The organism is Kitasatospora sp. NPDC051705 (genome assembly GCF_044453265.1).
Taxonomy (GTDB): Bacteria; Actinomycetota; Actinomycetes; order Streptomycetales; family Streptomycetaceae; genus Kitasatospora.
Map to the genome: position 1 here is coordinate 47,658 of NZ_JBITCO010000023.1, position 23,927 is coordinate 71,584.

A 23,927-nucleotide genomic window follows, 5' to 3' on the forward strand; every position below is an offset into this window, starting at 1 on the left:
CCGAAGCGCCGCTCTCCAGCGGTACAGCCCCGCCCCCCCCCCCCCGGCCGCCCCCCCGCCCCCCCCGCGCGGCGGGCGGGGGGGGGGCGCGGGGGGGGCGCCCCCCCCCCGGCGCCCCCCCCACGGCTGTGTCACACCGGCGGCCCGGCCAGCCCGGTCAGCCCGGGTAGAACGTCCGCCCGGCGGCACCGGAGGAGACGGACCACACCTCGGTTATCAGCCCGTCGGTGATCCGCAGGGTGTCCGTACCGCTCCTGGCCACCACCGCGCCGTCCGCGTCGACGAAACTCGCCCGGTACGGCCGGGCCACCAGGCCGGAGACCGTGCCGCCGGCCGGTTCGAGGTCGACCACCGCGACGCCCTCGGCCTCGAAGCGCAGCCCCGGACCGCGCATGGCACGCCACTGAGCGATCACCTCGGCCAGCCGCTCCGGCGTCCGCACCTCGTCGAACACCTCCGTCCCCGCCTGCGCGTACCGCAGCGTGAACTCGGGTGCCATGATCTCCGCGGCGAGCCGCAGCTCGCCGTTCCACAGCGCCGTCCACCGGTCGTAGACACCGGCTCCGACCCCCCGCAGCTCCGCACCCATGAGAAGACCCCCGTTCGTTCTCCGATTGTGTTCAGGACGCTAGCAGGGCCCACTGACAATCCGTCCCCGGCGGGCGCCGGCCGGTCCCGGCAGGGACCGTGAAGCCCCGGCGGGCGGCCGGGTCAGCCGAGGGGGGTGGGGGTTCCCCGCGACGGGGTCGCCCCCCCGACGGCCTGGATCGAGTCCAGCACCGGCTGGACCAACCCCACGGTGGCGTCGGACGGCTGCCGCAGGCACACCGTCAGCTCGATGAGCGCTGCCCGCGCGCCCGGCCGGGTGATGAGCTTGTGGCCGACGAACTCCCGGTTGCCGCCCCGCACCAGGCACGGCTTCTCCGGCGCCTGCTCGCGGGCGGTGGCCGGCTCGGCGGCGACCTTCCCGACCAGGCCCGGGTCGTCCACCTTCAGGAAGGACAGCACGGCCCCGTCGACCGGGAGCAGCTTCGGCAGCCGGCACGCGTCGGACTCCGTCGTCGGGCAGGGTGTCGGGGGGCCGGACTGCGCGGTGGCCTGCGGCGACTGGCCCGGCGGATCGGTCAGCAGGACGCCGCCCTCCGGGTCGTCGGCGTCGGAGGCCTGGGAGAACCAGCCCTGCGGGACGCGGGCGACGACGTTCCACTCCCGCAGGCCGATGGTGATCCCGACGAGCTCGTCCGGGACGGTCGGGCCGTCGGAGGGCGTGGCCGAGGCGGGTGCCGACACCGGCCCGGCAGGCCGCAGCGCCGCCCCCCGGTCCGGTGCGGGAGCGATCGCCGGCGCGGCCACCAGCGCCGCGACGAGCAGCCCTCCGGTCAGCCCGGCCGCGAGCGCGGCGGCCCGCCGCCTGCGCCGGACCCGGGCGGCCCGGGCCCGGATCCGCTCCATCCGGTCCGCCGGGTCGTCCAGCGCCGGTACGGCCCGCTGGAGCAGGATCCGCAGTTCCTCCTCCGCGGCCCCGTCGCGGTCGCCCCAGTCGTCCTCGCCGCCCGCGCGGCCGTACGCGTCGAGCGGGTCAGTACCGGTCACGAGGTCCCCCGGTGAGCAGCAGTTCCCGGCTGGGCAGCCGGCCGCGCAGCACGGACAGCGCCCGGTGCGTCTGACTCTTGACCGTGCCGGTGCTGCAGCGGAGCACCTCGGCGGTCTCCTCCACGCTGAGGTCCTCGAAGTAGCGCAGCACCACGACCGCCCGCTGACGCGGCGGCAGCGCCCGGACGGCCTGGGCGACCACCTGCTCGACCACGACCTCCTCGTACGGGTCCCCGCCCGTCGGGACGGGCTCCGGCAGCTCGCCGTGCGGCAGCTCGCCGGTCCAGCGCCGGCGCCACCACGAGACGTGGCAGTTGACCAGCACCTTGCGGGTGTAGGCCTCGGGCCGGTCGATGGCGACCCGGTCCCACTTGGGCCAGACCCGGGCGAACGCGGTCTGCAGCAGGTCCTCGGCCTGGTGCGGGTCGCCGGTCAGCAACCAGGCCACCCGGAGCAGCTTCGGGCCGCAGGCGGCGACGAACTCCTCGAAGTCCGGATTCGCATCGCTCATCGTGCCGTCCCCGCCATGGTGTCCGCGCCGTTCCCGTCGGTCGTGGCGGCCCGGCGGGCCGCGGTCGTGGTGTGCATCTCACGGCTGCTGAACGCGATGGGCGGCGCTTTCGGTTGCCCGTCGGCGCGGAGAATTTTCCGGCGGTCCGGACCGGCCCGCGGTACACGGCCCGGAACGGTGGCGCGCGGCGCCCGGAACCGTGCGTGCGCGGCGCCCGGTCCGATGACGGGGACGACGACCGGTCCTGGTCCGGGGAGCTGGACGGCCCGCGAGCCGGCCGGGACTCGGCCGGGCGGCGGGCGGGCCGTGCCACCACGATGGCCCGCCCCGCCCGGGGGACCAAGGGCGCGCACCGGGCGCCCGGGGGCACGTCGCGGCGCGACCGGGAGCGAGGGCGTGCGGGGGAGGGCGTCAGAGCGTCCCCGAGCCCTGCGGCACCCTGCCGGGGAGCCCGTGGGCGGCGGACGGCGCCTGGCCCACCGGGGCGACGGTCCAGTCGGGGTGACCGGGCATCGGCGGGGTGCGCCGCCCGTACAGCCAGTCGGTGAGGAAGCCGGTGAGGTCCTGCCCGGAGACCTCGGAGGCGGTCCGCAGGTAGTCGCGGGTGGAGGCGGTGGCGTGGCGGTGCTCGCGCAGGAAGGTGCGCTCGATCCGGTCGAAGGTCTCCGCGCCGACCCGCTCGCGCAGCGCGAACAGGACCAGGGCGCCGCCGGTGTAGCGCTGGCTGTCGAAGAGGTCGTCGGCGCCGGGTGCGGCGACCGGGCCGGAGTCGTGGCGCCACTGGTCGCCGAGGCCGTAGACCTCGCGCATCCGGTCGACCAGGGTGGTGTGGCCCGAGGCGTCGGGCCAGCCGCGCTCGTAGCGGTACGTCAGCGCGTAGAAGTCGGCGTGCCCCTCGTTGAGCCAGAGGTCCGCCCAGGTGGCCGGGGAGACGCTGTCGCCGTACCAGGAGTGCACCAGCTCGTGCATCATGTGCGAGCCGATCGCGGACTCCGGCCGGCGCAGGAAGTCCGGCTTGTAGAGGGTGAGCGTCTGGGTCTCCAGACCGGTGAAGCCGAAGGCGGCCGGGTCGTCGGTGTCGGCGGGCAGCAGTCCGTAGCTCTCGAACGGGAACGCCCCGAGGTGCCGCTCGGCCCAGGCGAGCTGGTTGGCGGTGAGCGCGAGGGCCGGTTCGAGCTCCGCGGCGCGGGCGGTCGGGACGACGTCGCGCAGCGGCAGGCCGCCCGGGCCGGGGCGTTCGCGCACCGTGTAGTCGCCGACCGAGACCTGGAGGAGTTCGGTGGCCATCGGCTCGCGGGAGACGTACCGGCGGGTGGTCCGGCCGTCGCCGAGCCGTTCGGTCTCCGTCAACTCCCCGTTGGCGACGCCCAGCAGGGGGTCGGGTGCGGTGACGGCGACGGTGAAGCGGGCCTTGTCGCTCGGGTGGTCGTTGCACGGGAAGACGGTGTGCGCGCCGTCCGGCTGGCCGGCCACCGCGAAGCCGTTCGCGGTGGGGACCCAGCCGCTGTGCGGGCGCCGGGCGTGCGGGTCGGCGGAGTACTCCACCGCGACCTGCACGGCCGTGCCGGGGTGCAGCGGCCGCGGCGGAGCGACCGTCAGCTTGGCGTCGCGGACGGTGAACCGGGCCGGGCGCCCGTCGACCCGGACGGCGCGCACCGTCAGGCCGAGCGCGTCCAGCCGCAGGCTCCGCAGGGTGCGGGACGGTCGGGCGGTGATCACCGCGGTGGCGTCCACGGTGCGGGTGTCGGCCCGGTAGTCGAACGAGAGGTCGTAGGCGAGCGCGTCGTAGCCGGTGTTGCCCAGGGAGGGGAAGACCGGATCGCCCAGGCCGTCCGCCGCGGTGGCCGTCGGGACGCTGGCGGAGAGCAGCGACGCACTGAACGCGAGCGCCACGAGGAGACCGGCGCGGGGCCTGGGCAGGGTGATCACCGTACTTCCGGGTGCTGGTGCCGGGAGACCTGGCAGCGGGGCCGGGCGCGGGGATCCGCCGGCGCGGTCGAGGCGTCGTGCGGTGGGGTGGTCGTGCGGCCCCCCGCCCCCGGGCCGCGGTGCGTGTGCGACGCACCGGGCACAGACCCTAGTGGACCGGGGGCGCCGTGCGGGCGGCTTTCCCGGAGGGCCGACGACACGCGGTCGTCCCCCGGACGGCCCACCGTGCTGGCGGCCCCGTCGCGGGCCGGATAGCGTTCGAAGTGCTTCGTCCCCTGACGGACGGGGCCACGGCCGTCGGAGAACCTGGCCAGGTCCGGCGGCCGTTCCTCGTGCCCGCGTGCAGCCCGTAGGCTGGCGAGCGAGACGCCGCCCGCGTACCGGATGCCAGGAGCCGCCGTGACCACCCCCGATCCGCACGTCCTGGTGATCGGCGAGTGCGTCGCCGACGTCGTCCGTTCGGACGGCGCCCCGGACGTGGTCCACCCCGGTGGTAGCCCGGCGAACGTCGCCTACGGGCTGGCCAGGCTGGGGCACCCGGCCACCCTGCTCACCGAACTCGGGGCGGACGCCAACGGTCGGCTGATCCGGGCTCACCTGGAGTCGGCCGGGGTGCGGGTGCGGGCCGCCGAGGTGGCCCGGACGCCGTCGGCCGTGGTGCGGCTCGACGGTCGGGGGCGGGCCCGGTACACCTTCGACATCGGCTGGACGCTGCCGCCCACCGAGCCGGCCGACCCCCCGGCGGCGATCCACCTCGGGTCGATCGCCGCGGTCACCGACCCGGGCGCCGCCGCCGTGCTCGACCTGGTCGAGCGGTGGCACGGCCGGGCGCAGATCAGCTACGACCCGAACGTGCGCCCCGCGCTGATGGGCGGGCGGGAGCGGGCCGTGCGGCGGGTGGAGCGCTGGGTGGCGCTGAGCGACGTGGTCAAGGCGAGTGACGAGGACCTGGCCTGGCTCTATCCGGGCGAGGCCGCGGAGGCGGTGGCGGAGCGCTGGCTCGCGCTCGGCCCGTCGGTGGTCGCGGTGACCCTCGGAGCCGACGGGGCCTTCGCGCTGGCCCCCGGTGGCGGACTGGTCCGGGCGGGGGCCGTACCGGTGGTGGTCGCCGACACCGTCGGCGCCGGGGACGCGTTCATGGCGGCGCTGCTGCACGCCCGCGCGGCCGGCGCGGACCTCGCGGGCTGCCTCACCCGGGCCGTCACCGCCGCGGCCCTCACCGTCGCCCGCCCCGGCGCCAACCCGCCCACGGCCGCCGAACTCGCCGCCGCCCTCGCCGCCGCCGCGTCCTAGGCAGCCCGTCCGACGAGATCCACAGGACCCGCCCGCCGCACCCGGGCCCGGCGGGGCCTACCCGGCGAGCTCCTTGCCGTACCAGACCTGGGCGTACGGGCCGCTGCTGTAGGCCGGGATCTCGTGGTACCCGTGCCGGAGGTAGAGCGAGCGGGCCTCGATCAGGTCGGTGCGGGTGTCGAGGACGATGCGGCGGGCGCCGAGGGCGCGGGCGGCGTCCTCGACGGCGGCGAGCAGCCGGGCGCCGCCGCCGGTGCCGCGCAGCGCGGGCCGGACGTAGACGCGGGTCAGTTCGACGGTGTCGGCGTCGAGCCGGCGCAGTCCGGCGCAGGCGTGGGCGGTGCCCTCGTGACGGCCGATCAGGAAGGCGCCGTCCGGCGCGGCGAGGTCGTCGCTGGGGGAGCCGGCGAGGCCGGAGGCCAGCTCCTCGGGGGTGCCCTCGCGGTCGAAGTGGAGGCGGTAGTAGCGGTTGGCGACGTCGTGGTAGTAGTCGCGCAGCAGGTCCAGGGCCTCGGGTGCGGACACGTCGGCCGTGGTGACGGTCCAGAGGTCGGTGGCGCGGGGCGTGGTCGTCGTCATGGGCGCATGATCGGTGGTCGCGCGCGTCCGCGGCAACGGGGTTTCGCCCGGTGCGGCCCCCTGGGGACCCGCGGTTCGGCAAAGGGCGGGCAAGGAGTGCGGCGCGTCGTTGCCCCGCACGGGTGACGGGGGGATTGGCGGGGGTGCACTGCTGGGGAGCAGTGCGTCTATGAACAGACCATCAGATCGTCACATTAATGAGGGTTTGAGGGGGAATCAGCGGGGGAGCGGCACCAGGGTCGTACGGACCGGCCTGCTGGCCACCGTCTGCCTCTCCGCCGTCGCCGCCGGCTGCGCCGGGCCCACGAGCCCCGCCCGACCGGACGCCGCGCCCGCCGGCGCCAACGGCGCGAAGGCCGCCCGCGCGGTCGCACCCGCGGTGCTGCCGGGCCTGGCCCGCGCCGAGGAGGAGGCCCACGGCGAGGCGGTGGCCCGCCAGGCGGCGGCCCAGCAGGCGGCCCTGGAGACCGCGCACCGCTGGGGCCTGGAGCGCCCGCCGCTGAAGACGCCCCCGCGCCCGGCGACCAGGGCCGTCCTCACCCCCGTGCAGGGCGTGAAGCTCAAGGACGGGCGGCCGCCGGTGGTGTACCGGGTGCCGACCGACGACAAGGTGGTCTTCCTGACCGTCGACGACGGTGCCGAGAAGGACCCGGAGTTCTCCCGGATGGCCGCGGAGCTCGGCATCCCGCTCAGCACCTACGTCTCCGACTACCTCGCGCGCGAGAACTACGGCTACTTCCGCGACCTGCACGCCCAGGGAGTGGAGATCAACAACCACACCATCAACCACCGCAACCTGAAGGTCCTCGACTACGAGACCCAGCGCGGTGAGATCTGCCGCCAGCAGGACCAGCTGGAGCAGCAGATCGGCGTCCGGCCCCGGCTGTTCCGCCCCCCGTACGGCGAGTACAACGACGACACCCTGCGCGCGGCGGCGTCCTGCGGGGTCGAGGCGGTGCCGATGTGGAACGAGGAGGCCTTCCCCGACCACATGGAATGGCGCTACTCGGACCGCAGGCTCCACCCGGGCGACATCATCCTCACGCACTTCCGGGGCCCCGACATCTGGAAGGCCTCCATGACGGACCTGCTGCGCAAGGTCGTCAACGACGTCACCGCCGAGGGCTTCTCCCTCGGCCGCCTCGACGACTACCTGTAGCGGAGGTCCGGGCCCGGTCCGGACCTAGCCGAGCGAGAGGGCGTCCAGGTACACCCAGGCGCCCTCGTGCCGGACGAACCGGCTGTGCTCGGTGAGCACGCCCTGCTCGCGCCCCTCCGTCCAGTGCGCGCGGAACGCGACGGTGCCCTCGGCGTGGAAGGCGCCGCCGTCGGTGGTGGAGACCACCTCCAGCCCGGTCCAGCGCAGCCCCGGATCGAACTCCACCTCGGCGGGGCGGGTGTCCGGGTGCCAGGTGCGCAGCAGGTACGCCTCGTCCTGGGCGACGAAGGCGCTGAACCTCGAGCGCATCAGCGCCTCGGCGGTGCCGGCCGCCGCCAGGCCGCGGTGCAGCCGGCCGCAGCAGTCGCCGTATGCGGCGGTCAGGCCGCACGGGCAGGGGGAGGAGGGCAGCAGCCGGGGCGCGGCGGAGGCGGCGCGGGGCGCGGGGCGACGTCGGGACATGCGGTCCATTCTCTCCCCTCCCGGCGGGCGTCCGGAATCGGGGCCGTCCGCGGGCCGCAACCGGTGGACCGACCAGGCCGCGGCCGGCCGCGTCGGGTGATCGACCACTTCCGCGGCGTCCGGCCCGTCCGCGAGGATTCGGCGTGCTCCCGGCCGGTCGGCGGCGCACGCCGGGCGGTCCCACCGGTGCGCCGCGGGAGCGGGGCGGCGCATGGGCACCGGCGGCACGGGCACGGACGGCAGACGGGCTTTCCTGCGGCTGGGGGCGGTCCTCGCCCTCCCGATCGCGGCGCTGGCGGGCTGTTCCCGCGACCGGCGTCCCGAGCAGGGCGCGGACCGGTCGGCCACGGCCGTGCCGACCGCCTCGACGCGGTCCGCTGCGTCCGAGGCCGATCGCGGCACCGTCCGGCTGACCAGCGTCACCACCGTGCGCGACGGCGGGCTGTACGACGTGCTGCTGCCCGAGTTCGAGGCGCAGAGCGGCCTGAAGGTCCGGCTCACCGTCACCGAGGAGGTCGGCGCCGCGGCCCGGGCCGGGCAGGCCGACGTGGTGCTCTCGCACTTCGGGCACCGCGACGTCACCGGGCTGGTCACCGACGGGCTGGTGCAGTGGCCGCGGACGGTCCTCGCCAACCTGATGTGCCTGGCCGGGCCGGCGGCGGACCCGGCCGGGGTGCGCGGGCTGGCCGACCTCGCCGAGGCGTTCCGCCGGATCGCCGCGGCCGGCCGGCCCCTGGTGGTCAACGACATCGACGGCGTGCGCTACCTGATGCGGACGGTGGCGGCCGAGGCCGGCCTGGGCGGGTCGGTCTTCAGCGACCGCGGGCTGGCGACCGGCGCGGCCGTGGACGAGGCCGCCGCCTCCGGCGGGTACACGCTCTGGGGGCTCACCCCGTTCCGGGAGTACCTGCGCGAGCACCCGGTCGACCTGGTGCCGCTGGTGCTGGACGACCCGCTGCTGCAGCGGGTGATGGTGACGGCGGTGGTGGACCCGGCGAAGGTCGCGGGGGTCAACGAGGCCGGGGCGAAGGCCTTCCAGGACTACCTGCTGCAGCCGCGGACGCAGGCCCGGATCGGCACCTTCCGGCTGCCGGGGCTGGACGGGCCGGTGTTCGTCCCGGCGGGGCGGCACAACGCCGGGGAGTTCCTGCCGCCGGACCCGGCGGCGCCGGGCGGGTCGACCCGGACGCCGGGCAGCGGCCGGGGCCGGGCGTCCGCGAGCCCGTCCGCGCGGAGCTAGCCGAGGCGCGCGTTCGGCGTCCGGGCCGCTCGGCGAACGCCGGGCTCGCCCCCGCGCAGGGTCGCGGGGGCGAGCCCGGGGAGGTCACTTCGCGCGCTGGAAAGCGTAGTTGAAGTCGCCGGTGCCGAGGATCCCGTACATCCGGATCCAGAGCGGCATCATCATCTCGGTCGCGCGGGCGCCGGTGATGTCGCCGAGGTCGATGACCCACCCGGCCGGCCAGCCGAACTCGCCCAGCAGCGCCACCGTCTCGGCCTTGGCGTCGGCGTCGTCGCCGGCGACGAAGACGTTGTGCTCGCCGGCGAGGCGCCCCGGGTCGACCATCACGGCGCAGTTCACGGTGTTGAGCGTCTTGACCACCCGGGCCTCGGGGAACTCGCGCTGGATCCGCTCGCCGACGCTGTCGGTGTTGACCGGGTCGAGGGTCAACCCGCCGTCGGGGCCGAAGACCAGCGGGTTGGAGACGTCGACCAGCAGCTTCCCGGCCAGGTGTTCGGCCCCGGCGGCGCGCAGCGCCTCGACCGCGACCGTCCCGCCGGTGGCGTTCAGGACGACCTCGCCGAAGGCCGCCGCCTCGGCGAAGGTGCCGGCGTGGCCGTCGGCGCCCGCCTGCTCGGCCCAGGCCACCGCGTTCTCGTTGTCCTTGCTCCGCGAGCCCAGCGTCACCTGGTGGCCGAGCGAGACCAGCTTGCTCCCCAGCGTCCGGCCGACCACACCCGTGCCGATGATTCCGATGCGCACTTGCTTCTCCACCCGTCTCGTGCGACCTCAGCGGCCGCCCCACGGCGGGGCGGCCCGGCGACGACCCTAGTTGACCCGGCCTCAGTCGGCGATCACCGTGCGGTCCGTGGACCACGCCGCGGTCGTCGGGCGCCCGCCGGGGGTGGTGCGCCCCGGACCCGGACCCGGACCCGGACCCGGACCCGGTGCGGGGCGGTGCGGGGCCGGCGCCGTGGCCGCCGTGGGTCGGCCGGAGGTTCGGCGAGTCGCCCCGCACCCCCGTTTCGTCACTGGTAGTAGTGGCCTGGTCGCGGAGCGATCTCCGCGTGACGATCCGGCCGACGGCCGGCCGGGGTGCGCTGTGGCGGCCCGGCCGGCCGTACGCACCGGACGGCCCGACAGGACATGAGGAGCGGTCATGGGTGGCAGACGGCGTCCGCCGGGAGCGCGGACCCCTCGGCGGAGCGGGGCCCCGGGCGGCGGCCGGGTGAACGCCCGGGTGGAGATCGCCCGGCTGGAGGGCTACCTGGCCTGGGAGGCGGAGGTGGCGGCGGCCGAACGGGACGCCCGGGCCTTCGCCGGACAGTTCCCGTGGCTGCCCGCCGCGGAGCGCGAGGGACTGGAGCAGGCCTACACCGCCGACCGGCTGCGCTACGCGGAGGAGGTCGTCGACCGCGCGGTGGACCGCTGCCGCCGGCTGGCCGCCCGCTACCGCGCCGAGTGCCGCCGGATCTGCACCCGCTGGGCCGCGCTCTGCCTATCCGTCACCATGGCGGCGGCGCTGTTCGCGGTCGTCCCCGCGGCGTTGCGGGGCTGAGCCCGGCCCGTGGAACGACGGGGGCCCGCCGCGCCGGTGACGGCGCAGCGGGCCCCCGTGGTGTCCGCGGTGCTCAGTGGTGGCCGTGGCCGCTGGTGATCTCCTCGTGCTCCTCGGCCGTGGGCTTGGCGATCTGGCTGCCCTCGCCGAAGAAGCCGCGGGACAGCTTCACCCGGGCGCGGGTGAACAGCCCGGCCTTGCGGGCCACACCGTTCTCGTCCACCGCGGGCGGCAGGGTCGAGGGCTGCGGCTGGTCGTGCGAGGTGAGGGTGTACAGCCGGCCCTGCGGGAGCGGGGCGTGCACCTCGACGAACTCGCCGTGCTGGAGCCGGTTGATGACGCCGGTCTCGCGGCCGTGCAGCACCTTCTCCTTGTCGCGCCGCTGCAGGCCCAGGCACCAGCGCTTGGTGATCACGAAGACGACGATCGGGAGGGCGAAGAAGCAGACCCGCACCGCGTAGGTGATCGCGTTGATCGACAGGTGGAAGTGGGTGGCGAGCAGGTCGTTGCCGCCGCCGGCGAGCAGGACCAGGTACAGGCTGATCCAGGCCGCGCCGTAGGCGGTGCGCACCGGTGCGTTGCGCGGCCGGTCGGCCATGTGGTGCTCGCCGCGGTCCCCGGTGACCCAGGCCTCGATGAACGGGTAGCCCCAGACGGCCACCAGCACCAGCGGGAAGACGATCAGCGGGACGAACACCCCGAGGTTCAGCGTGTGACCGCCCCAGACGCTGATCTCCCAGCCTGGCATCACCCGGATCAGGCCCTCGGAGAAGCCCATGTACCAGTCCGGCTGGGCGTCGGTGGAGACCTGGTCGGGCCGGTACGGCCCGTACGCCCAGATCGGGTTGACCGTCGCGATCGCCGCCATCACCGAGACGACGCCGAAGACCAGGAAGAAGAACCCGCCGGCCTTCGCCATGTAGACCGGCATCAGGGGCATGCCGACGACGTTGTCGTTGGTCCGTCCCGGGCCCGCGAACTGGGTGTGCTTGTGGTAGAAGACCAGGATCAGGTGGGCCACCAGGAGGCCCAGCATGATGCCGGGGATCAGCAGGATGTGCACGGTGAACAGCCGGGGCACGATCAGGATGCCCGGGAACTGCCCGGCGAAGACGAAGAACTGGATGTACGTGCCGATGATGGGGACCGCGAGGATCGCGCCCTCCATGAACCGGATGCCCGTCCCGGACAGCAGGTCGTCCGGCAGGGAGTAGCCCATGAAGCCGTCGAACATGCCGAGGAACAGCAGGACGGCGCCGAAGATCCAGTTGAGCTCGCGCGGCTTGCGGAACGCGCCGGTGAAGAAGACGCGCATCATGTGCGTGAGCATGGCGGCCACGAACACGATGGCCGACCAGTGGTGGATCTGGCGGATCAGCAGGCCGCCGCGCAGGTCGAAGCTGATGTCGAGGGTCGAGGCGTAGGCCTCCGACATCTCGATGCCCCTGAGCGGGACGTACGAGCCCTCGTAGATCACCTCGGCCATGCTCGGCTTGAAGAACAGCGTCAGCCAGACGCCGGTCAGGATGATGATGACGAAGGTGTACAGGCAGATCTCGCCCAGCATGAAGGACCAGTGGTCCGGGAAGATCTTGCGGAGGTTGGCCTTGGCCAGGGAGTAGACGCCGAGTCGGCCGTCAGCCCAGTCGGCGAGCGCCTCGGCCTTGTTCGCCGGCTTGGCGCGTGTGCTGGTCACCGGTCCCGGCTGCGACTGCTGGTCGGTTCTCACGACGGGCTCCCCGGCGTCCTCGGCGTACCGTGCTGGAGGCCCGCCGGCGGGAACGCCGGCCGGCGAAGTGTTGTGATCATGGGACCTCTCGATACGGGCCCGCCGGTCGGACCGGCGCGCGAAGCGGGTCGACCCGCTGGGCCCGTTGCTCAGGGTGATGAAGCGCTTACTCTGTCATGCTGTCGGCAGGGGGCCGACTGTGCACGTCCATCGGCCCGTCCGGCGGCTCGTGTCGGGCCGGACGGGGGGTTCTGACGTCCGATCGGCCGCTCGGACGGGGGCGATGCTGCGGTCGGGTGCCGCTGAACCGTTTCGGCGCGCGCCGCGTCCGGGCCTCCTGCGGGGGCGGGCCTACGCTGCGCCAATGGTGGATCACCGTGAACTCTTCGAGGACGTCGCCGCGGCCCTCGCCCGCGCCGGGTTCGACACCGCGTCAGGCCCGTCCGGGCTGCGGATCGGCCACTGCCCCCAGGGCGTGGTGGTCGGCTGGTCACCGGGGGAGGGGGCGGACGGGCCGCCCTCCCGGGAGGCGCGCGAGGCGGTCGGCGGCGCGGCCGCGGTCGTGCTGCGCGAGTGCGGCTACCTGGTGGCCGAGACCGGCGACGGCGAGCTGCTGGTCACCCCGGCCGCCGTGCCGGTGACGGTGCCGGCGGAGGCGGAGGGGGTTCCCGAGCAGTGGTGGGGGTGAACGCGGACGGGCGGGGCGGCGTTGGGCCGTTCGGCCCCCTCATACCGAACCCTTACCCGATCGGGAGGCGCGGTTGACCGTGGCGGATCTAAGGTTTGCCTAAGCTAAGCGGAAACGCCCTGGGCCCCGTGTCCGGGGCGTTCGGCTGTGCCGCGCCGCCGCCACCCGCGGCGGGCCGCTCAGGACAGCTACCACCCGGGCCGCCCGGGGGAGGAGCCCGCCGCATGTGGGACGAGGCGTTTCCCAGCTTCCTGATCGGACTGCGCGAAGGCCTCGAGGCCGGGCTGATCGTGTCGATCCTGGTCGCCACGCTCGTCCGCTTCGACCAGAAGTCCCGGCTGCCGCAGGTGTGGACGGGCGTCGCGGCGGCCGTCGCGCTCAGCCTCAGCTTCGGCGCAGTGCTCACCTTCACCGCCGCCAACCTCTCCGGCCACGCCCAGGAGGCGTTCGGCGGGGTGCTGAGCCTGATCGCCGTCGCGTTCGTCACCGCCATGGTGTTCTGGATGCGCCGCTCGGCCCGCACCCTCTCCGCGGAGCTGAAGGAGAAGGTCCAGGCCTCGCTGGCGCTGGGCGCCGGGGCGCTGGTGCTCACCAGCTTCCTCGCCGTCGCCCGGGAGGGCCTGGAGACCTCGCTCTTCCTGTGGACCAACGTGCGCACCGCCGGGGAGTCCACCGGCCCGCTGATCGGCGCGGCCGTCGGCCTGCTGCTCTCCACCGCCCTCTGCTGGGGGCTGTACCGGCGGGCCCTGAGGATGAACCTCACCCGGTTCTTCACGATCACCGGCGCCGGTCTGATCGTCGTCGCGGCCGGTGTGCTCGGCTACGGACTGCGCGACCTGCAGGAGTCCGGACTGCTCGGCGGCGGCGCCACCTACGCCTTCGACCTGAGCGCCCACCTGGACGCCTCCTCCTGGTACGCCACGCTGGTCCAGGGCACCCTGAACCTGACCGTCACCATGACGGTCCTGCAGGTCGTCGGGTACGTCGCCTACCTGTGCATCGTCATGACGCTGTTCGTCGAGGGCGTCCGGGGCGGCGCGGCGGCCCACGCCGGCACAACGGCCCCGGCAGGCGCGGCAGGCGCGGCGCCGGGGAAGGGCCCGGGCGGGGGCGGGACGGCGGGCGCGCAGCAGCCGGCCGCGGCCGCCTCCCCGGCGCGGTCCGGCCGGCCGCGGTGGGTGCTGCCCGCCGCGCTGGTCGCGGTGCCCGTCGTGGCCGCCGGCACCGTCATCGCGGTCAGCGACGGCAAGCAGGGCGGCTCCGCCACCGTCGCCGTGTCCGAGCGGGACTGCGGCCGCGGCTTCGGCACCCCGTTGCCCGGCCAGCAGGTGTTCCAGATGCACAACACCGGTGACAAGGTCGCCGAGGTCTACCTGGTCGATCCGGCCAGCGGCGCCGTCTACGGCGAGATCGAGGGCCTGGCCCCGGGCACCACCCGCGCGCTGACCGCCACCATCGGCTCCGGCGACTACGCCTGGCGCTGCGTCCCCACCGGCGGCCGGGCCGTCACCTCCGGCGCCGTCCACGTGACCGGCGGCACCGAGGTCAGGGCCGTCAAGCCGGTCGGCGAGGACGACCTCAAGGGCCCGCTCGACGCCTACAGGCAGTACGTGACCGCGGGCCTCGCCGCCCTGCAGACCGAGACCGGGCAGCTCCAGGCCGACGTGCACGGCGGCGACCTCGCCGCGGCCAGGGCCGACTGGCTGACCGCCCACCTCCGGTACGCCTCGCTGGGTGCCGCCTACGGGACCTTCGCCGAGCTCGACGGCAAGATCGACGGACGCCCCGACGGCCTCCCCGACAAGGCCGGGGACAAGGACTTCACCGGCTTCCTTCGCCTGGAGCACGGCCTCTGGCACGGCGAGTCCGCCGCCGACCTGACGCCCGTCGCCGACCAGCTGGCCGCCGACGTCGCCAAGCTCGGGCAGGACTTCCCCGGCCAGGACTTCGACCCGGCCGACCTCCCGCTGCGCGCCCACGAGATCCTGGAGAACACCCTCCAGTTCGAGCTCACCGGCGACACCGACCAGGGCAGCGGCACCAACCTCGCCACCGCCCAGGCCAACCTGACCGGCACCCAGGAACTCCTGACCGTCCTGCAGCCGCTGCTCGACGAGCGCGACCCGCAGCTGCTCACCCGCGTCGGCGCCGGGATGAAGCGGGTCGGCGACCTCCTCGCCGCCGCCCACCGGCCCGAGGGCTGGACCCCGCTCGACCGGCTCCCCGCCGACACCCGCCGACAGCTCGACGGCGCCACCGGCCAGCTGCTCGAGGACCTCGCCCCCGTCCCCGCCCTGCTCGAGATCCGGAAGGCCGCCTGATGACCGACCGCCCCGCCGCCGGAGGCACCTGCCCGTTCCCGACCGCCGCCCAGGCCCCCGCCGCGACGCCCGCCGTGACCCCCGCCCGGCCGGCCGTCGGGCCACTGGCCGCGGCCGAGCCCGGCGGCTGCCCGGCCGGCCCGGCCCGGCGCAGCTTCGTGCGGGCCGCCCTCGGCGCCGGGGCCGGCGCCGCGGTGCTCGCCGGCGGCGCCCTCACCCAGGCCCGCGGGCAGGCCGCCGCCGGGGACACCCACCGGGCCGGGGCCGGCGCCGTCCCCTTCCACGGCGACCACCAGGCCGGCGTCACCACCCCGGCCCCCGGCTACGCGGCCTTCCTGTCGTGCCAGGTGATCGCCCAGGACCGCAAGGCACTGGAGGACCTCCTCAGGACGCTGACCGCGCGGATCCGCTTCCTCACCACCGGCGGCACCCCGCCCGACCTCGGCGTCGGCGCGCCGCCCTCCGACAGCGGCATCCTCGGCCCCACCGTGCCCGCCGACGACCTGACCGTCACGGTCGGCGTCGGCGCCTCCCTCTTCGACGACCGGTACGGCCTGGCCAAGGCCAAACCGGCCCGGCTCGCCCCGATGAAGACCTTCCCCAACGACAACCTGCAGGCCGCCGAACTCCACGGCGACCTCTCCCTGCAGATCTGCGCCGACCGCCAGGACACCGTGCTGCACGCGCTGCGCGACATCACCCGGCACACCCGCGGCGCCCTGCAGATCCTCTGGCGGATCGACGGCTTCCAGAACCAGTCCCGCCCGGACGGCGCGCAGCGCAACCTGCTGGGCTTCAAGGACGGCATCGTCAACCCGGACACCCGCTCCGCCCGGGAGATGGACCGGCTGGTCTGGGTCACCGACGGGGCGGGCGAGCCCGCGTGGGCGACCGGCGGCAGCTACCAGGTGATCCGGATCATCCGGATGCTGATCGAGTTCTGGGACCGCGTCACGCTCGCCGAGCAGGAGAAGATGTTCGGCCGCCGCCGCGACACCGGCGCCCCGCTGGACGGCCACCAGGAGACCGACGCACCGGACTACGGCAAGGACCCGGAGGGCAAGGCGATCCCGCTCACCGCGCACATCCGGCTCGCCAACCCGCGCACCGCCGACACCGACGCCACCCGCATCCTGCGCCGCGGCTACAACTACGACCGGGGCGTCGACAAGGCCGGCAACCTGGACATGGGCCTGGTGTTCTGCTGCTACCAGCAGGACGTGGTGCGGCAGTTCGAGGCCACCCAGACCCGGCTCGTCGACGAGCCGCTGGTGGACTACATCTCGCCGACCGGCGGCGGCTACTTCTTCGTCCTGCCGGGCGTGCGGGACGAGGCCGACTGGCTCGGGCGCGGGCTGCTCGCCGCGGGGTGACGCCGGGCGGCCGGTCCGTCAGGAACCGAGGGTGAAGCCGATCGCCGCGCCGCCGCCGTCCCGGTTGGCGGCGAAGGCGGTGCCGCCGTGCGAGAGGGCCACCTCGTGCACGATGGCCAGGCCCAGCCCCGACCCGGGCAGGCTGCGGGTGGCGGTGGCGCGGTAGAAGCGGTCGAAGACCCGGCCGAGGTCGGCCTCGGCGATGCCCGGCCCGCGGTCCAGCACCTCGACCCGGGGACCGCGCACCACCACCTCGATCGGGGCGGTGCCGCCCGGGTCGAACTTGGCGGCGTTGTCCAGCAGGTTCCCCACCGCGCGGGCCAGCGCGTCGGCCCGGGCGGTCACCGAGGTGTCGTCGGCGTCCACGGTGATCAGCCGTCCGCTGCGCCGCCGGGCCTGCGCGACGGCCTCGCGGACGACCTCGGCCAGCACCAGGACGGTCGGCTGCTCGTCCGCCTTCTGCTCCGCGGCGAGCGCCACCAGCTCCTCCACCAGCAGCGTCAACTCCCTGGCCTCCTCGGCCAGGTCGTTCATCAGCGCGGACCGCTCGGCGGCCGGCAGGCGGTCCAGGCTGGGCAGCACCGCGAGGTTGGTGCGCAGGCTGGTCAGCGGCGTGCGCAGCTCGTGCCCGGCGTCCTGGACGAGCCGGCGCTGGTTCTCCCGGGCCGCGGCCAGCCGGTCCAGCATCCGGTCGAAGGCCCGGCCGAGGCGGCCGATCTCGTCCGTCCCGGCGGCCGGCACCGGGACGTCCAACCGGCCGCTGGCGGCGACCAGTTCGGCCACCTCGGTGAGCCGGACCAGCCGGCGGGTCACCCGCCGGGCCAGCAGCCCTCCGGCCGCTCCGGCGAGCACCGCGACCACTGCCACCGACAGCACCGTGCGGGCCCGCAGGACCCCCAACAGATGCTCGGTCGGGCCGAGTTGCTGGGCGATCTGGACCGCACCGCGGCCGCCGCCGAGGGAGACGACGGCCACCCGGTAGGTGTCGCCGTCCGCACGCCGCAGTCCCGTGGCGGTCCGGCCGGGGTCGTCGGCGCGGGCGAGCTCGCGGTCGTCCGGGACGGGCGGGAGGTCGATCCGGGCGGTGCCGGGCAGCACTCCGCCGTCGGGGCCGAGCGCCTGCGGGGTCACCCGGATCGGGCGCAGGAGATCCGGGCTGAGCCCGTCCGAGCCGTTGAAGTCGCCGGGGAACAGCTTCTGCCGGCCGACCTGCTGGTGCACCGCCTGCAGCGCCGCGGTGAAGTCCGCCCCCTCGTCGTTCCGGATCAGCCGCGCGGCGGCGTGGTAGCCGAGCATGCCGATCAGCACCGCGACCAGCGCGGCCATCGCGGCGAACGCCAGCGAGATGGTGGTGCGCAGCCCCGGGCCGGGCCACCGCAGCCCCGGGCCCGGCCACCGCAGCCGCGGCCGGAACCGGCCGGTCACGAGGCGCGCAGCGTGTAGCCGACGCCGCGGACGGTGTGGATCAGCGGTGCCAGCCCGGGCCGGTCGAGCTTGCGGCGTAGGTAGCCGATGAACACCGCGAGGTTCTTCGAGCCGGGGCCGAAGTCGTAGCCCCAGATCTGCTCGTACACCGTGGCCTGGTCGAGCACCGCGCCGGCGTGCCGGACCAGCAGTTCCAGCAGGTCGAACTCGGTGCGGGAGAGCTCCAGCTCGTGGCCGTCCCGCCAGGCGCGCCGGGCGTGCGGCTCGACCCGCAGGTCGGCCACGGCGAGGACGTCCTCCTCCGGCCCCGGCGGGTTGCGGCGCAGCAGGGCGCGCAGTCGGGCGAACAGCTCGCCCACGTCGAAGGGCTTGACCAGGTAGTCGTCGGCCCCGGCGTCGAGGCCGGCGATCCGGTGCGGGACGTCCACCCGGGCGGTGAGCATCAGCACCGGGGTGCGGTCGCCGTCCGCGCGCAGTCGTCGGCAGACCTCCAGGCCGTCCGGTCCGGGCATCATCACGTCCAGCACCAGCACGTCCGGGCGCTGTGCGGCGAGTGCGGCGAGGGTCTGCGCGCCGTCCGCGGCGGTGCTCACCCGGTAGCCCTCGAGTTGGAGGGCGCGGGTGAGGGAGTCGCGGATGGCCCGATCGTCCTCGGCGATCAGCACGGTGTGGGTCATGGGGCCGATTCTCCCTGGCGTGCTCACGACGGTTTCGGGCGGGTCGGGCCCGCGGGGCCGGCCGCCCCGGGGTGCCGCGGGCGCCCGGACGGGCCCGGCACGGGCGGGCGGTCGGCGGGGCCGGGGGCACGGGTGGGCGTGGCCGCGGGCACGGCGGACGGCGGCGGCCGGGCGGTCGTCCGGCCGCCGGCCGGGGCGCGCAGCAGACGGCCGGACCTCACCGACGCACGATGCCAGCGGCGCCGGTGCGGCGTCCAGACCGCGGAGCGCGGGCCGGCCGCCGTCGGGAGCTTCCGCGCGCTCGTTCGGGGGCGTACGGTGGCCACACGGTGGCGCGTCCGTCGGACGCGGCCGCGGTGCGCGTCCCGGCGTCCGGCCGGTGCCCTCCGCGACCGCCCGGGCCGCCCGTGCCGCCGGGTTCGAGTCGGCACGCACCGCCGGAGGCCGTGATGGCGGACCGGATGGCCTTCCTGACCACCCCGCGCGCGGAGCGGGAGCGGCGGGACGCGCGGGAGCGGCTGGGGGACCGCCGGGAGGTCTACCGGCCCGGGGCGCTGCTGCCGGTGGTGGGCGGGCAGGCGGCCCGGTGCATGGACTGCGGGCTGCCGTTCTGCCACAGCGCCTGCCCGCTCGGCAACCTCGTCCCGGAGTGGAACCGGCTGGTGGCGGAGGCGGACTGGCGGGCCGCCGCGGCCCGGCTGCTGGCCACCAACAACTTCCCCGAGTTCACCGGCCGGCTCTGCCCGGCGCCCTGCGAGAGCGCCTGCGTGCTGGCGATCGACGCCGCCGCGGTGACGATCAAGAACATCGAGCTGGCGATCGCCGACCGGGCCTGGGAGGAGGGCTGGGACTGCCCGCAGCCGGCCGAGCGCGCTAGCGGCCACCGGGTCGCGGTGGTCGGCTCGGGCCCCGCCGGGCTGGCCGCCGCCCAGCAGCTCACCCGGGCCGGCCACGCCACCACGGTGTACGAGCGGGCCGACCGCCCGGGCGGGCTGCTGCGCTACGGCATCCCGCCGTTCCGGCTGGAGAAGCACCGGCTGGACCGCCGCCTGGAACAGATGCGGGCCGAGGGCACCGTCTTCCGCACCGGGGTGCTGGTCGGCCGGGACGTCCCGGCGGACCGGCTGCGGGCCGACTGCGACGCGCTGGTGGTCGCGGTCGGCGCGACGGCCTGCCGCGAGCTGCCCGCCCCCGGCCGCGCGCTGCCCGGGGTGCACCAGGCCATCGACTACCTGACCTGGGCGAACCGGGTGGACGAGGGGGACCTCCCGGCCCCGCCGCTCTCCGCCGAGGGCCGGCAGGTGGTGATCGTCGGGGGCGGCGACACCGCCGCGGACTGCCTGGGCACGGCCCTGCGCCAGGGCGCGGCCTCCGTCACCCAACTCGACATCAACGTTCGCCCGCCCGTGCACCGCGCCCCCGGCCAGCCCTGGCCGACCCACCCCAAGCTGTACCGGGAGACCACCTCGCACGAGGAGTCCGGCACGGCGGAGGAGGGCGGCCGGATCTTCGCGACGACCACGCTCGGCTTCCGGCCCGGTCCCGACGGCCGGCTGGCGGCCGTCCACGTCGCCGAGGCCGAGCCGCCCGACCGAACGCCCCGGGCCGGCACCGGGCGGACCCTTCCGGCCCAACTGGTCCTCCTCGCCCTCGGCTTCACCGGACCGGACCCGGACCAGCCGCTCGCCGCCCAACTCGGCCTGACCACCGCCCCGGACGGCACCCTGGCCCGGGACGACGACTTCGCGGCGCCCGCCCCGGGCGTCTTCGTCGCCGGCGACGCCGGCCGCGGCCAGTCCCTGCTGGTCTGGGCGATCGCCGAGGGGCGGTCCACCGCCGCCGCCGTCGACCGCTACCTGCGCGGTGCCACCGAACTGCCCGCCCCGATCCGAGCCTCGGCCCGCTCCCTCGTCCTGTGACCGACGGTCCGTCAGGGTGCGCGGGAGGTCGGTGGCGCGGGCGGGACCGGCGCAGCACCGCTTCTGCCGCGGCGACCAGCGGCGCTGTCCGGCCCTACTCGGTCCTACTCGGCCCTGTTCGGCCCTGTTCGGCCCTACTCGGTCCGCAGCGCGGTGGCGGTCCGCGACCGGGCCGCCCGGCCGGCCGGCAGCAGTGCCCCGAGCAGGGCGATCACGATCCCGCCGGCCAGCAGGGGGACGAGCAGCCCGGCGGTGTAGACGTGGGACACGCTCGGCGGCAGGTGCCGGCCGATCGCGCTCCCCATCGGGGTCAGCGTCGCCCTCTCCACCGCGACCCCGAGCGGGACCCCGATCAGCCCGGCGACCAGGCCGGTGAGCGTCACCGAGGTCAGGACCATCGCGACGGTCTGCCCGGGCGTCATCCCGAGGGCCTTGAGGATCCCCAGGTCATGGCTCCGCTCCCGGGTGTCCTGCACCACCACGCTCAGCACCCCGAGCGCGGCGACCGCGATCATCATCAGCGTGAGCGCGACCACCAGGGCGCCCATGGTGATCACCACGATGTTCTTGCCCCCGTCCGAGTTCGGCTGGACCGAGGCGTTCAGCGGGGTCAGCGCGGCGGCGGCCGAGGCGGACCAGTCCGGTCCGTCGACGTCGTCGGCCAGCTCGACGTTGAACTGGTCGATGCGCGGGGTCAGACCGGCGGCGGTGAAGGTGGCCGCATCCGTCATGACCGTGTAGTCGCCCTGGTTGGTGTCGAAGTTGATGCCGACGACCTTCAGCGACAGGTGCTCGTTGTGCTGCACCACGGCGACGTCGTCACCGACGTGGATCCCCGCCGCCGAGGCCAGCTTGTCGCCGACCACGGCCTCGCCGGGCGCCGTGTACCAGCGGCCGGACAGCAGCTCCATGTGCGTCCAGGAGAAGTCGCCGGTGACCGTGAACACCCTCGGCGGTTCGCCGCCGGGCGGGGCGCCGACCATGGTCGCGCCGCTTTCGCCCCAGCCGAACGCGGCCTTCGTGCCCGGGGTCCCGGCGAGCGCGGCGGCCACCTCGTCGGCATCCAGGTACGGGTGGCGCGGGTCGTCGGGGCCGTAGAGGCCCCACGGCATGCCCACGGCGGCCGTGGGGATCACGAACTCCGACCCGACGTTGAAGCCTGCGGTGCTGGCGTCCAGGTACTTGTTGAACCCGGTCTCCAGACCCGCCGCGAACGTGGCACTCACCACGCCGAACAGCACCGCCGCACCGACCAGTACGGCCCGGACCGGCTTGGCGAACGGCTGGGCCAGCCCCAACGACACGGCCCGGGGCAGCGGCAGCCGCGAGGCCAGACGCTGCGCCGCCCGACCGCCGCCGGTCTCGGGGGCACGGCCGACCACCAGGGCCCGTACCGTCGGCATCCGGCCGGCCCGCAGTGCCGGGATCGAGGCCGTGACGCCGACGATCAGCAGGGTGCCCAGCGGCACCACGGCACTGACCCACCACGGGATCGTGGCACTGGCCGCGCCGAGCTGCTTCGTGGCGCCGTCCAGGATCGGTACGGCCAGGAGGTTGCCGGAGACCGTGCCGAGCACCAGGCCGAGTGTCGCCGGGATCACGGCCTGCGCGGTGTAGGCGCGGGCCACCTGCGACGGGGTGAAGCCCAAGGACTTCAGGATCCCGATGCGCCGGGTTCCCGAGGCCGCGGCCCCGCCGACCACGATCGAGATGATCAGCACCGACATGAGCAGGCCGAGGATCCCGAAGGCGACCAGGAACGGCACGTACGCCTTGGCGTTGCCGGTCGCCTGCTGCTCCGCGGTCAGGTACGACTGTCCGGCCTCGACCGCGCCGGTCGGCGCGGCGGCGGCCACCGCCTGCTTGTCGACGGCGATGTCGGCGGCGGTCCCGGCCTCGGCGAACCGGTAGAGCATCTGCTCGTCGGACCTGGCACCGGCGGCGGTGAGCCGCGCGAAACCGTCGGCGGTGGCGAAGGCGGTCGCGCTGTCGGTCACCGAGCCGCCGAAGCCGACGACCTTGAACGACGGCTTGCCCGGCAGGGAGGAGAACACCACCGAACTGCCTAAGCAGGCGACGGCGTAGTGCTGCCACGGCAGGGCGATCTCGCCCGGGCCGGTCGGCCAGCGCCCCCGGGTCAGCGCCAGCTGGTCCATCCCGGAGGTGCTGCCCAGGTCGGGCCGGGTGGTGACGGTGATCGGATGGTTCTCCGTACCGGCGAGGTCGTTCTCGGGGCAGTCCGTGCCGACGGTCGTGTCCAGGGCGGCGGCGACCGGGTACGGCCCGGCCGCCTCGGTGACGCCGGCGGCGTGAGCCGTGGCGGCGGCCTGTGCGGCCGTGACCTTCGAAGCGTCGAACTGGACCGCCAGGTGCGCCCCGTTCCGAGCGCTGAAGGCGTGCTGGAACGGGGCCTGCACGACAGCCAGCAGACCGAGGGAGAGCACGGAGGACGTCACCGCGGCGAACGTCGTCAGAGCGATGACGAGGGACTGGACCCGACGGCGGCCCACGCCGGAACGTACGACCTTGCCCAGAGCGCTCACCGGCTCACCGCCGGCAGCGGGCGGGCCACGGCCCGGAAACCGACCCCGGAGACGCGCCGAGGCATCGGCGGCTTGCGCAGCGTCATCCGACCGCTCCCGCCGGACGGGTCAGCGGCGTGCGGGCGGCCTGGCCGGTACCGCTGCCGTCGTCGACGACGTCCCGCTCGACCGCGCCGTCCACCAACTCGATCGTGCGGCGCGCGGTGCTCGCGGCCAGCTGCACGTCGTGGGTGACCAGCAGGATGGTCTGGCCGTCGGCGTTCAGCTCCAGCAGCAGCCGGCGCACGTCCTCGGCCGAGCTCGAGTCCAGAGCGCCGGTCGGCTCGTCGGCCAGCAGCAGCGCCGGCTCGTTCATCAGGGCCCTGGCCACCGCCACCCGCTGCCGTTGCCCGCCGGACAGCCGCTGCGGATAGGCCTGGGCGTGCCGGTCGATGTCCAGCGAGCCGAGCAGCTCGACGGCCCGCCGCCGCGCCTCGCGCCTGCCCATCCCGGCCAGCTGCGCCGGAACCATGACGTTGTCCAGCACGGTCAGGTCGTCCAGCAGGTTGAAGAACTGGAAGACCATGCCGACGGAGGCCCGGCGGTACCTCGCCGAATCGGCCTCGCCGAGCTGGTCGACGCGGGTGCCGTCGACGGTCACGGTGCCACTGGAAGGCTTGTCCAGACCCGCGATCAGGTTCAGCAGCGTGGACTTGCCGCTGCCGGAATGGCCGAGGACCGCCACGCACTCACCGGCCGCCACGGACAGGGTGACGCCGGCCAGTGCGGGCGGGCCGTCGTCGTACGTCTTCGTCGTGTCGCGAAGATCGATCATCGGTGCGTTCGTCATGGCCCCGAACCTAGGAACGGACCGCGATCCACCGCGTCGGCCGGCGGATGTCACCTCTTCCGGGCCGTCGGCCCGGGGGCGTACCCGGCGTACATCCCCGGGGCGACGCGAGGAGCCGGG

20 protein-coding genes are annotated in these 23,927 nt (G+C 75.2%); 8 read left to right on the top strand and 12 right to left on the bottom strand.

Translation table 11 applies throughout. The features are described 5' to 3' along the window. Positions 1–157: 157 nt before the first annotated feature. The 4 genes from ACIA8Q_RS25390 to ACIA8Q_RS25405 form a co-directional block, all read right to left on the bottom strand. Positions 158–589, bottom strand: a complete 432-nt coding sequence (locus tag ACIA8Q_RS25390; protein WP_360213663.1) for a nuclear transport factor 2 family protein — start codon at positions 587–589, stop codon at positions 158–160. A 122-nt stretch (positions 590–711) separates the two neighbouring features. After that, positions 712–1,593: a hypothetical protein gene (locus ACIA8Q_RS25395; RefSeq protein WP_360213665.1), complete on the bottom strand. Its 882-nt coding sequence runs from the start codon at positions 1,591–1,593 to the stop codon at positions 712–714. Continuing rightward, the gene (locus tag ACIA8Q_RS25400; RefSeq protein WP_360213667.1) at positions 1,580–2,104 is read right to left on the bottom strand and encodes a SigE family RNA polymerase sigma factor; all 525 of its coding nucleotides are present in this window, start codon (positions 2,102–2,104) and stop codon (positions 1,580–1,582) included. Before ACIA8Q_RS25400 ends, ACIA8Q_RS25395 begins: the two co-directional genes overlap by 14 nt. 411 nt (positions 2,105–2,515) lie before the next feature. Then, the gene (locus tag ACIA8Q_RS25405) at positions 2,516–4,033 is read right to left on the bottom strand and encodes a M1 family metallopeptidase (protein ID WP_396317724.1); all 1,518 of its coding nucleotides are present in this window, start codon (positions 4,031–4,033) and stop codon (positions 2,516–2,518) included. A gap of 399 nt (positions 4,034–4,432) precedes the next feature. Here ACIA8Q_RS25405 and ACIA8Q_RS25410 point away from each other — a divergent pair, with 399 nt between their 5' ends. After that, positions 4,433–5,326, top strand: coding sequence for a carbohydrate kinase (locus ACIA8Q_RS25410; RefSeq protein WP_360213669.1), 894 nt, complete (start codon positions 4,433–4,435; stop codon positions 5,324–5,326). Positions 5,327–5,383: 57 nt separating this feature from the next. Here the strand turns inward: ACIA8Q_RS25410 and ACIA8Q_RS25415 are convergent, their stop codons facing one another. Next, complete coding sequence (locus tag ACIA8Q_RS25415; RefSeq protein ID WP_360213671.1) at positions 5,384–5,905, bottom strand: GNAT family N-acetyltransferase; 522 nt, start codon at positions 5,903–5,905, stop codon at positions 5,384–5,386. A gap of 205 nt (positions 5,906–6,110) precedes the next feature. Between ACIA8Q_RS25415 and ACIA8Q_RS25420 the strand changes: the two genes are divergently transcribed. Continuing rightward, entirely contained in the window at positions 6,111–7,064 is a 954-nt protein-coding gene (locus ACIA8Q_RS25420; RefSeq protein ID WP_360213673.1) for a polysaccharide deacetylase family protein, read from the top strand. Positions 7,065–7,088: 24 nt separating this feature from the next. Here the strand turns inward: ACIA8Q_RS25420 and ACIA8Q_RS25425 are convergent, their stop codons facing one another. Next, on the bottom strand, positions 7,089–7,526 hold the full coding sequence (locus ACIA8Q_RS25425; RefSeq protein ID WP_360213675.1) for a YchJ family metal-binding protein: 438 nt from the start codon (positions 7,524–7,526) through the stop codon (positions 7,089–7,091). A gap of 211 nt (positions 7,527–7,737) precedes the next feature. On the opposite strand from ACIA8Q_RS25425, the gene ACIA8Q_RS25430 reads away from it, so the two are divergent. Continuing rightward, entirely contained in the window at positions 7,738–8,766 is a 1,029-nt protein-coding gene (locus tag ACIA8Q_RS25430; RefSeq protein WP_360213677.1) for a substrate-binding domain-containing protein, read from the top strand. Between the two features lie 84 nt (positions 8,767–8,850). Here the strand turns inward: ACIA8Q_RS25430 and ACIA8Q_RS25435 are convergent, their stop codons facing one another. Continuing rightward, on the bottom strand, positions 8,851–9,507 hold the full coding sequence (locus ACIA8Q_RS25435; protein ID WP_360213679.1) for an NAD(P)-binding domain-containing protein: 657 nt from the start codon (positions 9,505–9,507) through the stop codon (positions 8,851–8,853). 466 nt (positions 9,508–9,973) lie between these two features. Here ACIA8Q_RS25435 and ACIA8Q_RS25440 point away from each other — a divergent pair, with 466 nt between their 5' ends. Beyond that, positions 9,974–10,303, top strand: coding sequence for a hypothetical protein (locus ACIA8Q_RS25440; RefSeq protein WP_360213681.1), 330 nt, complete (start codon positions 9,974–9,976; stop codon positions 10,301–10,303). 73 nt (positions 10,304–10,376) lie between these two features. Here ACIA8Q_RS25440 and ACIA8Q_RS25445 read toward each other — a convergent pair whose 3' ends face one another. Beyond that, a complete protein-coding gene (locus tag ACIA8Q_RS25445; RefSeq protein WP_360213683.1) occupies positions 10,377–11,999 on the bottom strand; it encodes a ubiquinol-cytochrome c reductase cytochrome b subunit in 1,623 nt (540 codons plus the stop codon). A gap of 397 nt (positions 12,000–12,396) precedes the next feature. On the opposite strand from ACIA8Q_RS25445, the gene ACIA8Q_RS25450 reads away from it, so the two are divergent. The 3 genes from ACIA8Q_RS25450 (at position 12,397) to efeB (ending at position 16,414) form a co-directional block, all read left to right on the top strand. After that, complete coding sequence (locus ACIA8Q_RS25450; protein WP_360213685.1) at positions 12,397–12,720, top strand: hypothetical protein; 324 nt, start codon at positions 12,397–12,399, stop codon at positions 12,718–12,720. Positions 12,721–12,944: 224 nt separating this feature from the next. Beyond that, positions 12,945–15,041 carry an iron uptake transporter permease EfeU gene (gene efeU / locus ACIA8Q_RS25455; RefSeq protein ID WP_360213687.1) on the top strand — a complete coding sequence of 699 codons (2,097 nt, stop codon included), beginning with the start codon at positions 12,945–12,947 and terminating at the stop codon, positions 15,039–15,041. After that, a complete protein-coding gene (gene efeB / locus ACIA8Q_RS25460; RefSeq protein ID WP_360213689.1) occupies positions 15,041–16,414 on the top strand; it encodes an iron uptake transporter deferrochelatase/peroxidase subunit in 1,374 nt (457 codons plus the stop codon). The genes efeU and efeB overlap by 1 nt, the downstream gene beginning before the upstream one ends. Positions 16,415–16,432: 18 nt before the next feature. Here the strand turns inward: efeB and ACIA8Q_RS25465 are convergent, their stop codons facing one another. Both ACIA8Q_RS25465 and ACIA8Q_RS25470 read right to left on the bottom strand, forming a co-directional pair. Further along, a complete protein-coding gene (locus ACIA8Q_RS25465) occupies positions 16,433–17,839 on the bottom strand; it encodes a HAMP domain-containing sensor histidine kinase (protein WP_360213691.1) in 1,407 nt (468 codons plus the stop codon). After that, the gene (locus ACIA8Q_RS25470; RefSeq protein WP_360213693.1) at positions 17,836–18,516 is read right to left on the bottom strand and encodes a response regulator transcription factor; all 681 of its coding nucleotides are present in this window, start codon (positions 18,514–18,516) and stop codon (positions 17,836–17,838) included. Before ACIA8Q_RS25470 ends, ACIA8Q_RS25465 begins: the two co-directional genes overlap by 4 nt. Positions 18,517–18,965: 449 nt before the next feature. On the opposite strand from ACIA8Q_RS25470, the gene ACIA8Q_RS25475 reads away from it, so the two are divergent. Next, entirely contained in the window at positions 18,966–20,435 is a 1,470-nt protein-coding gene (locus ACIA8Q_RS25475; protein WP_360213695.1) for a glutamate synthase subunit beta, read from the top strand. 134 nt (positions 20,436–20,569) lie between these two features. Here ACIA8Q_RS25475 and ACIA8Q_RS25480 read toward each other — a convergent pair whose 3' ends face one another. Continuing rightward, positions 20,570–22,891: an ABC transporter permease gene (locus tag ACIA8Q_RS25480; RefSeq protein ID WP_396317725.1), complete on the bottom strand. Its 2,322-nt coding sequence runs from the start codon at positions 22,889–22,891 to the stop codon at positions 20,570–20,572. A gap of 169 nt (positions 22,892–23,060) precedes the next feature. Continuing rightward, positions 23,061–23,807 (bottom strand): ABC transporter ATP-binding protein, encoded by a 747-nt coding sequence (locus ACIA8Q_RS25485; RefSeq protein ID WP_396317726.1) that lies wholly within the window; start codon positions 23,805–23,807, stop codon positions 23,061–23,063. Positions 23,808–23,927 lie beyond the last annotated feature (120 nt).

Bases quoted from the DNA above. Each gene is read 5' to 3' on its own strand.
- ACIA8Q_RS25400 (WP_360213667.1), bottom strand. From the start codon at position 2,104: ATGAGCGATGCGAATCCGGACTTCGAGGAGTTCGTCGCCGCCTGCGGC.
- efeU (WP_360213687.1), top strand. From the start codon at position 12,945: ATGTGGGACGAGGCGTTTCCCAGCTTCCTGATCGGACTGCGCGAAGGC.
- ACIA8Q_RS25470 (WP_360213693.1), bottom strand. From the start codon at position 18,516: ATGACCCACACCGTGCTGATCGCCGAGGACGATCGGGCCATCCGCGAC.
- ACIA8Q_RS25485 (WP_396317726.1), bottom strand. From the start codon at position 23,807: ATGACGAACGCACCGATGATCGATCTTCGCGACACGACGAAGACGTAC.
- ACIA8Q_RS25475 (WP_360213695.1), top strand. From the start codon at position 18,966: ATGGCGGACCGGATGGCCTTCCTGACCACCCCGCGCGCGGAGCGGGAG.
- ACIA8Q_RS25390 (WP_360213663.1), bottom strand. From the start codon at position 589: ATGGGTGCGGAGCTGCGGGGGGTCGGAGCCGGTGTCTACGACCGGTGG.
- ACIA8Q_RS25425 (WP_360213675.1), bottom strand. From the start codon at position 7,526: ATGTCCCGACGTCGCCCCGCGCCCCGCGCCGCCTCCGCCGCGCCCCGG.
- ACIA8Q_RS25415 (WP_360213671.1), bottom strand. From the start codon at position 5,905: ATGACGACGACCACGCCCCGCGCCACCGACCTCTGGACCGTCACCACG.
- efeB (WP_360213689.1), top strand. From the start codon at position 15,041: ATGACCGACCGCCCCGCCGCCGGAGGCACCTGCCCGTTCCCGACCGCC.
- ACIA8Q_RS25450 (WP_360213685.1), top strand. From the start codon at position 12,397: ATGGTGGATCACCGTGAACTCTTCGAGGACGTCGCCGCGGCCCTCGCC.
- ACIA8Q_RS25430 (WP_360213677.1), top strand. From the start codon at position 7,738: ATGGGCACCGGCGGCACGGGCACGGACGGCAGACGGGCTTTCCTGCGG.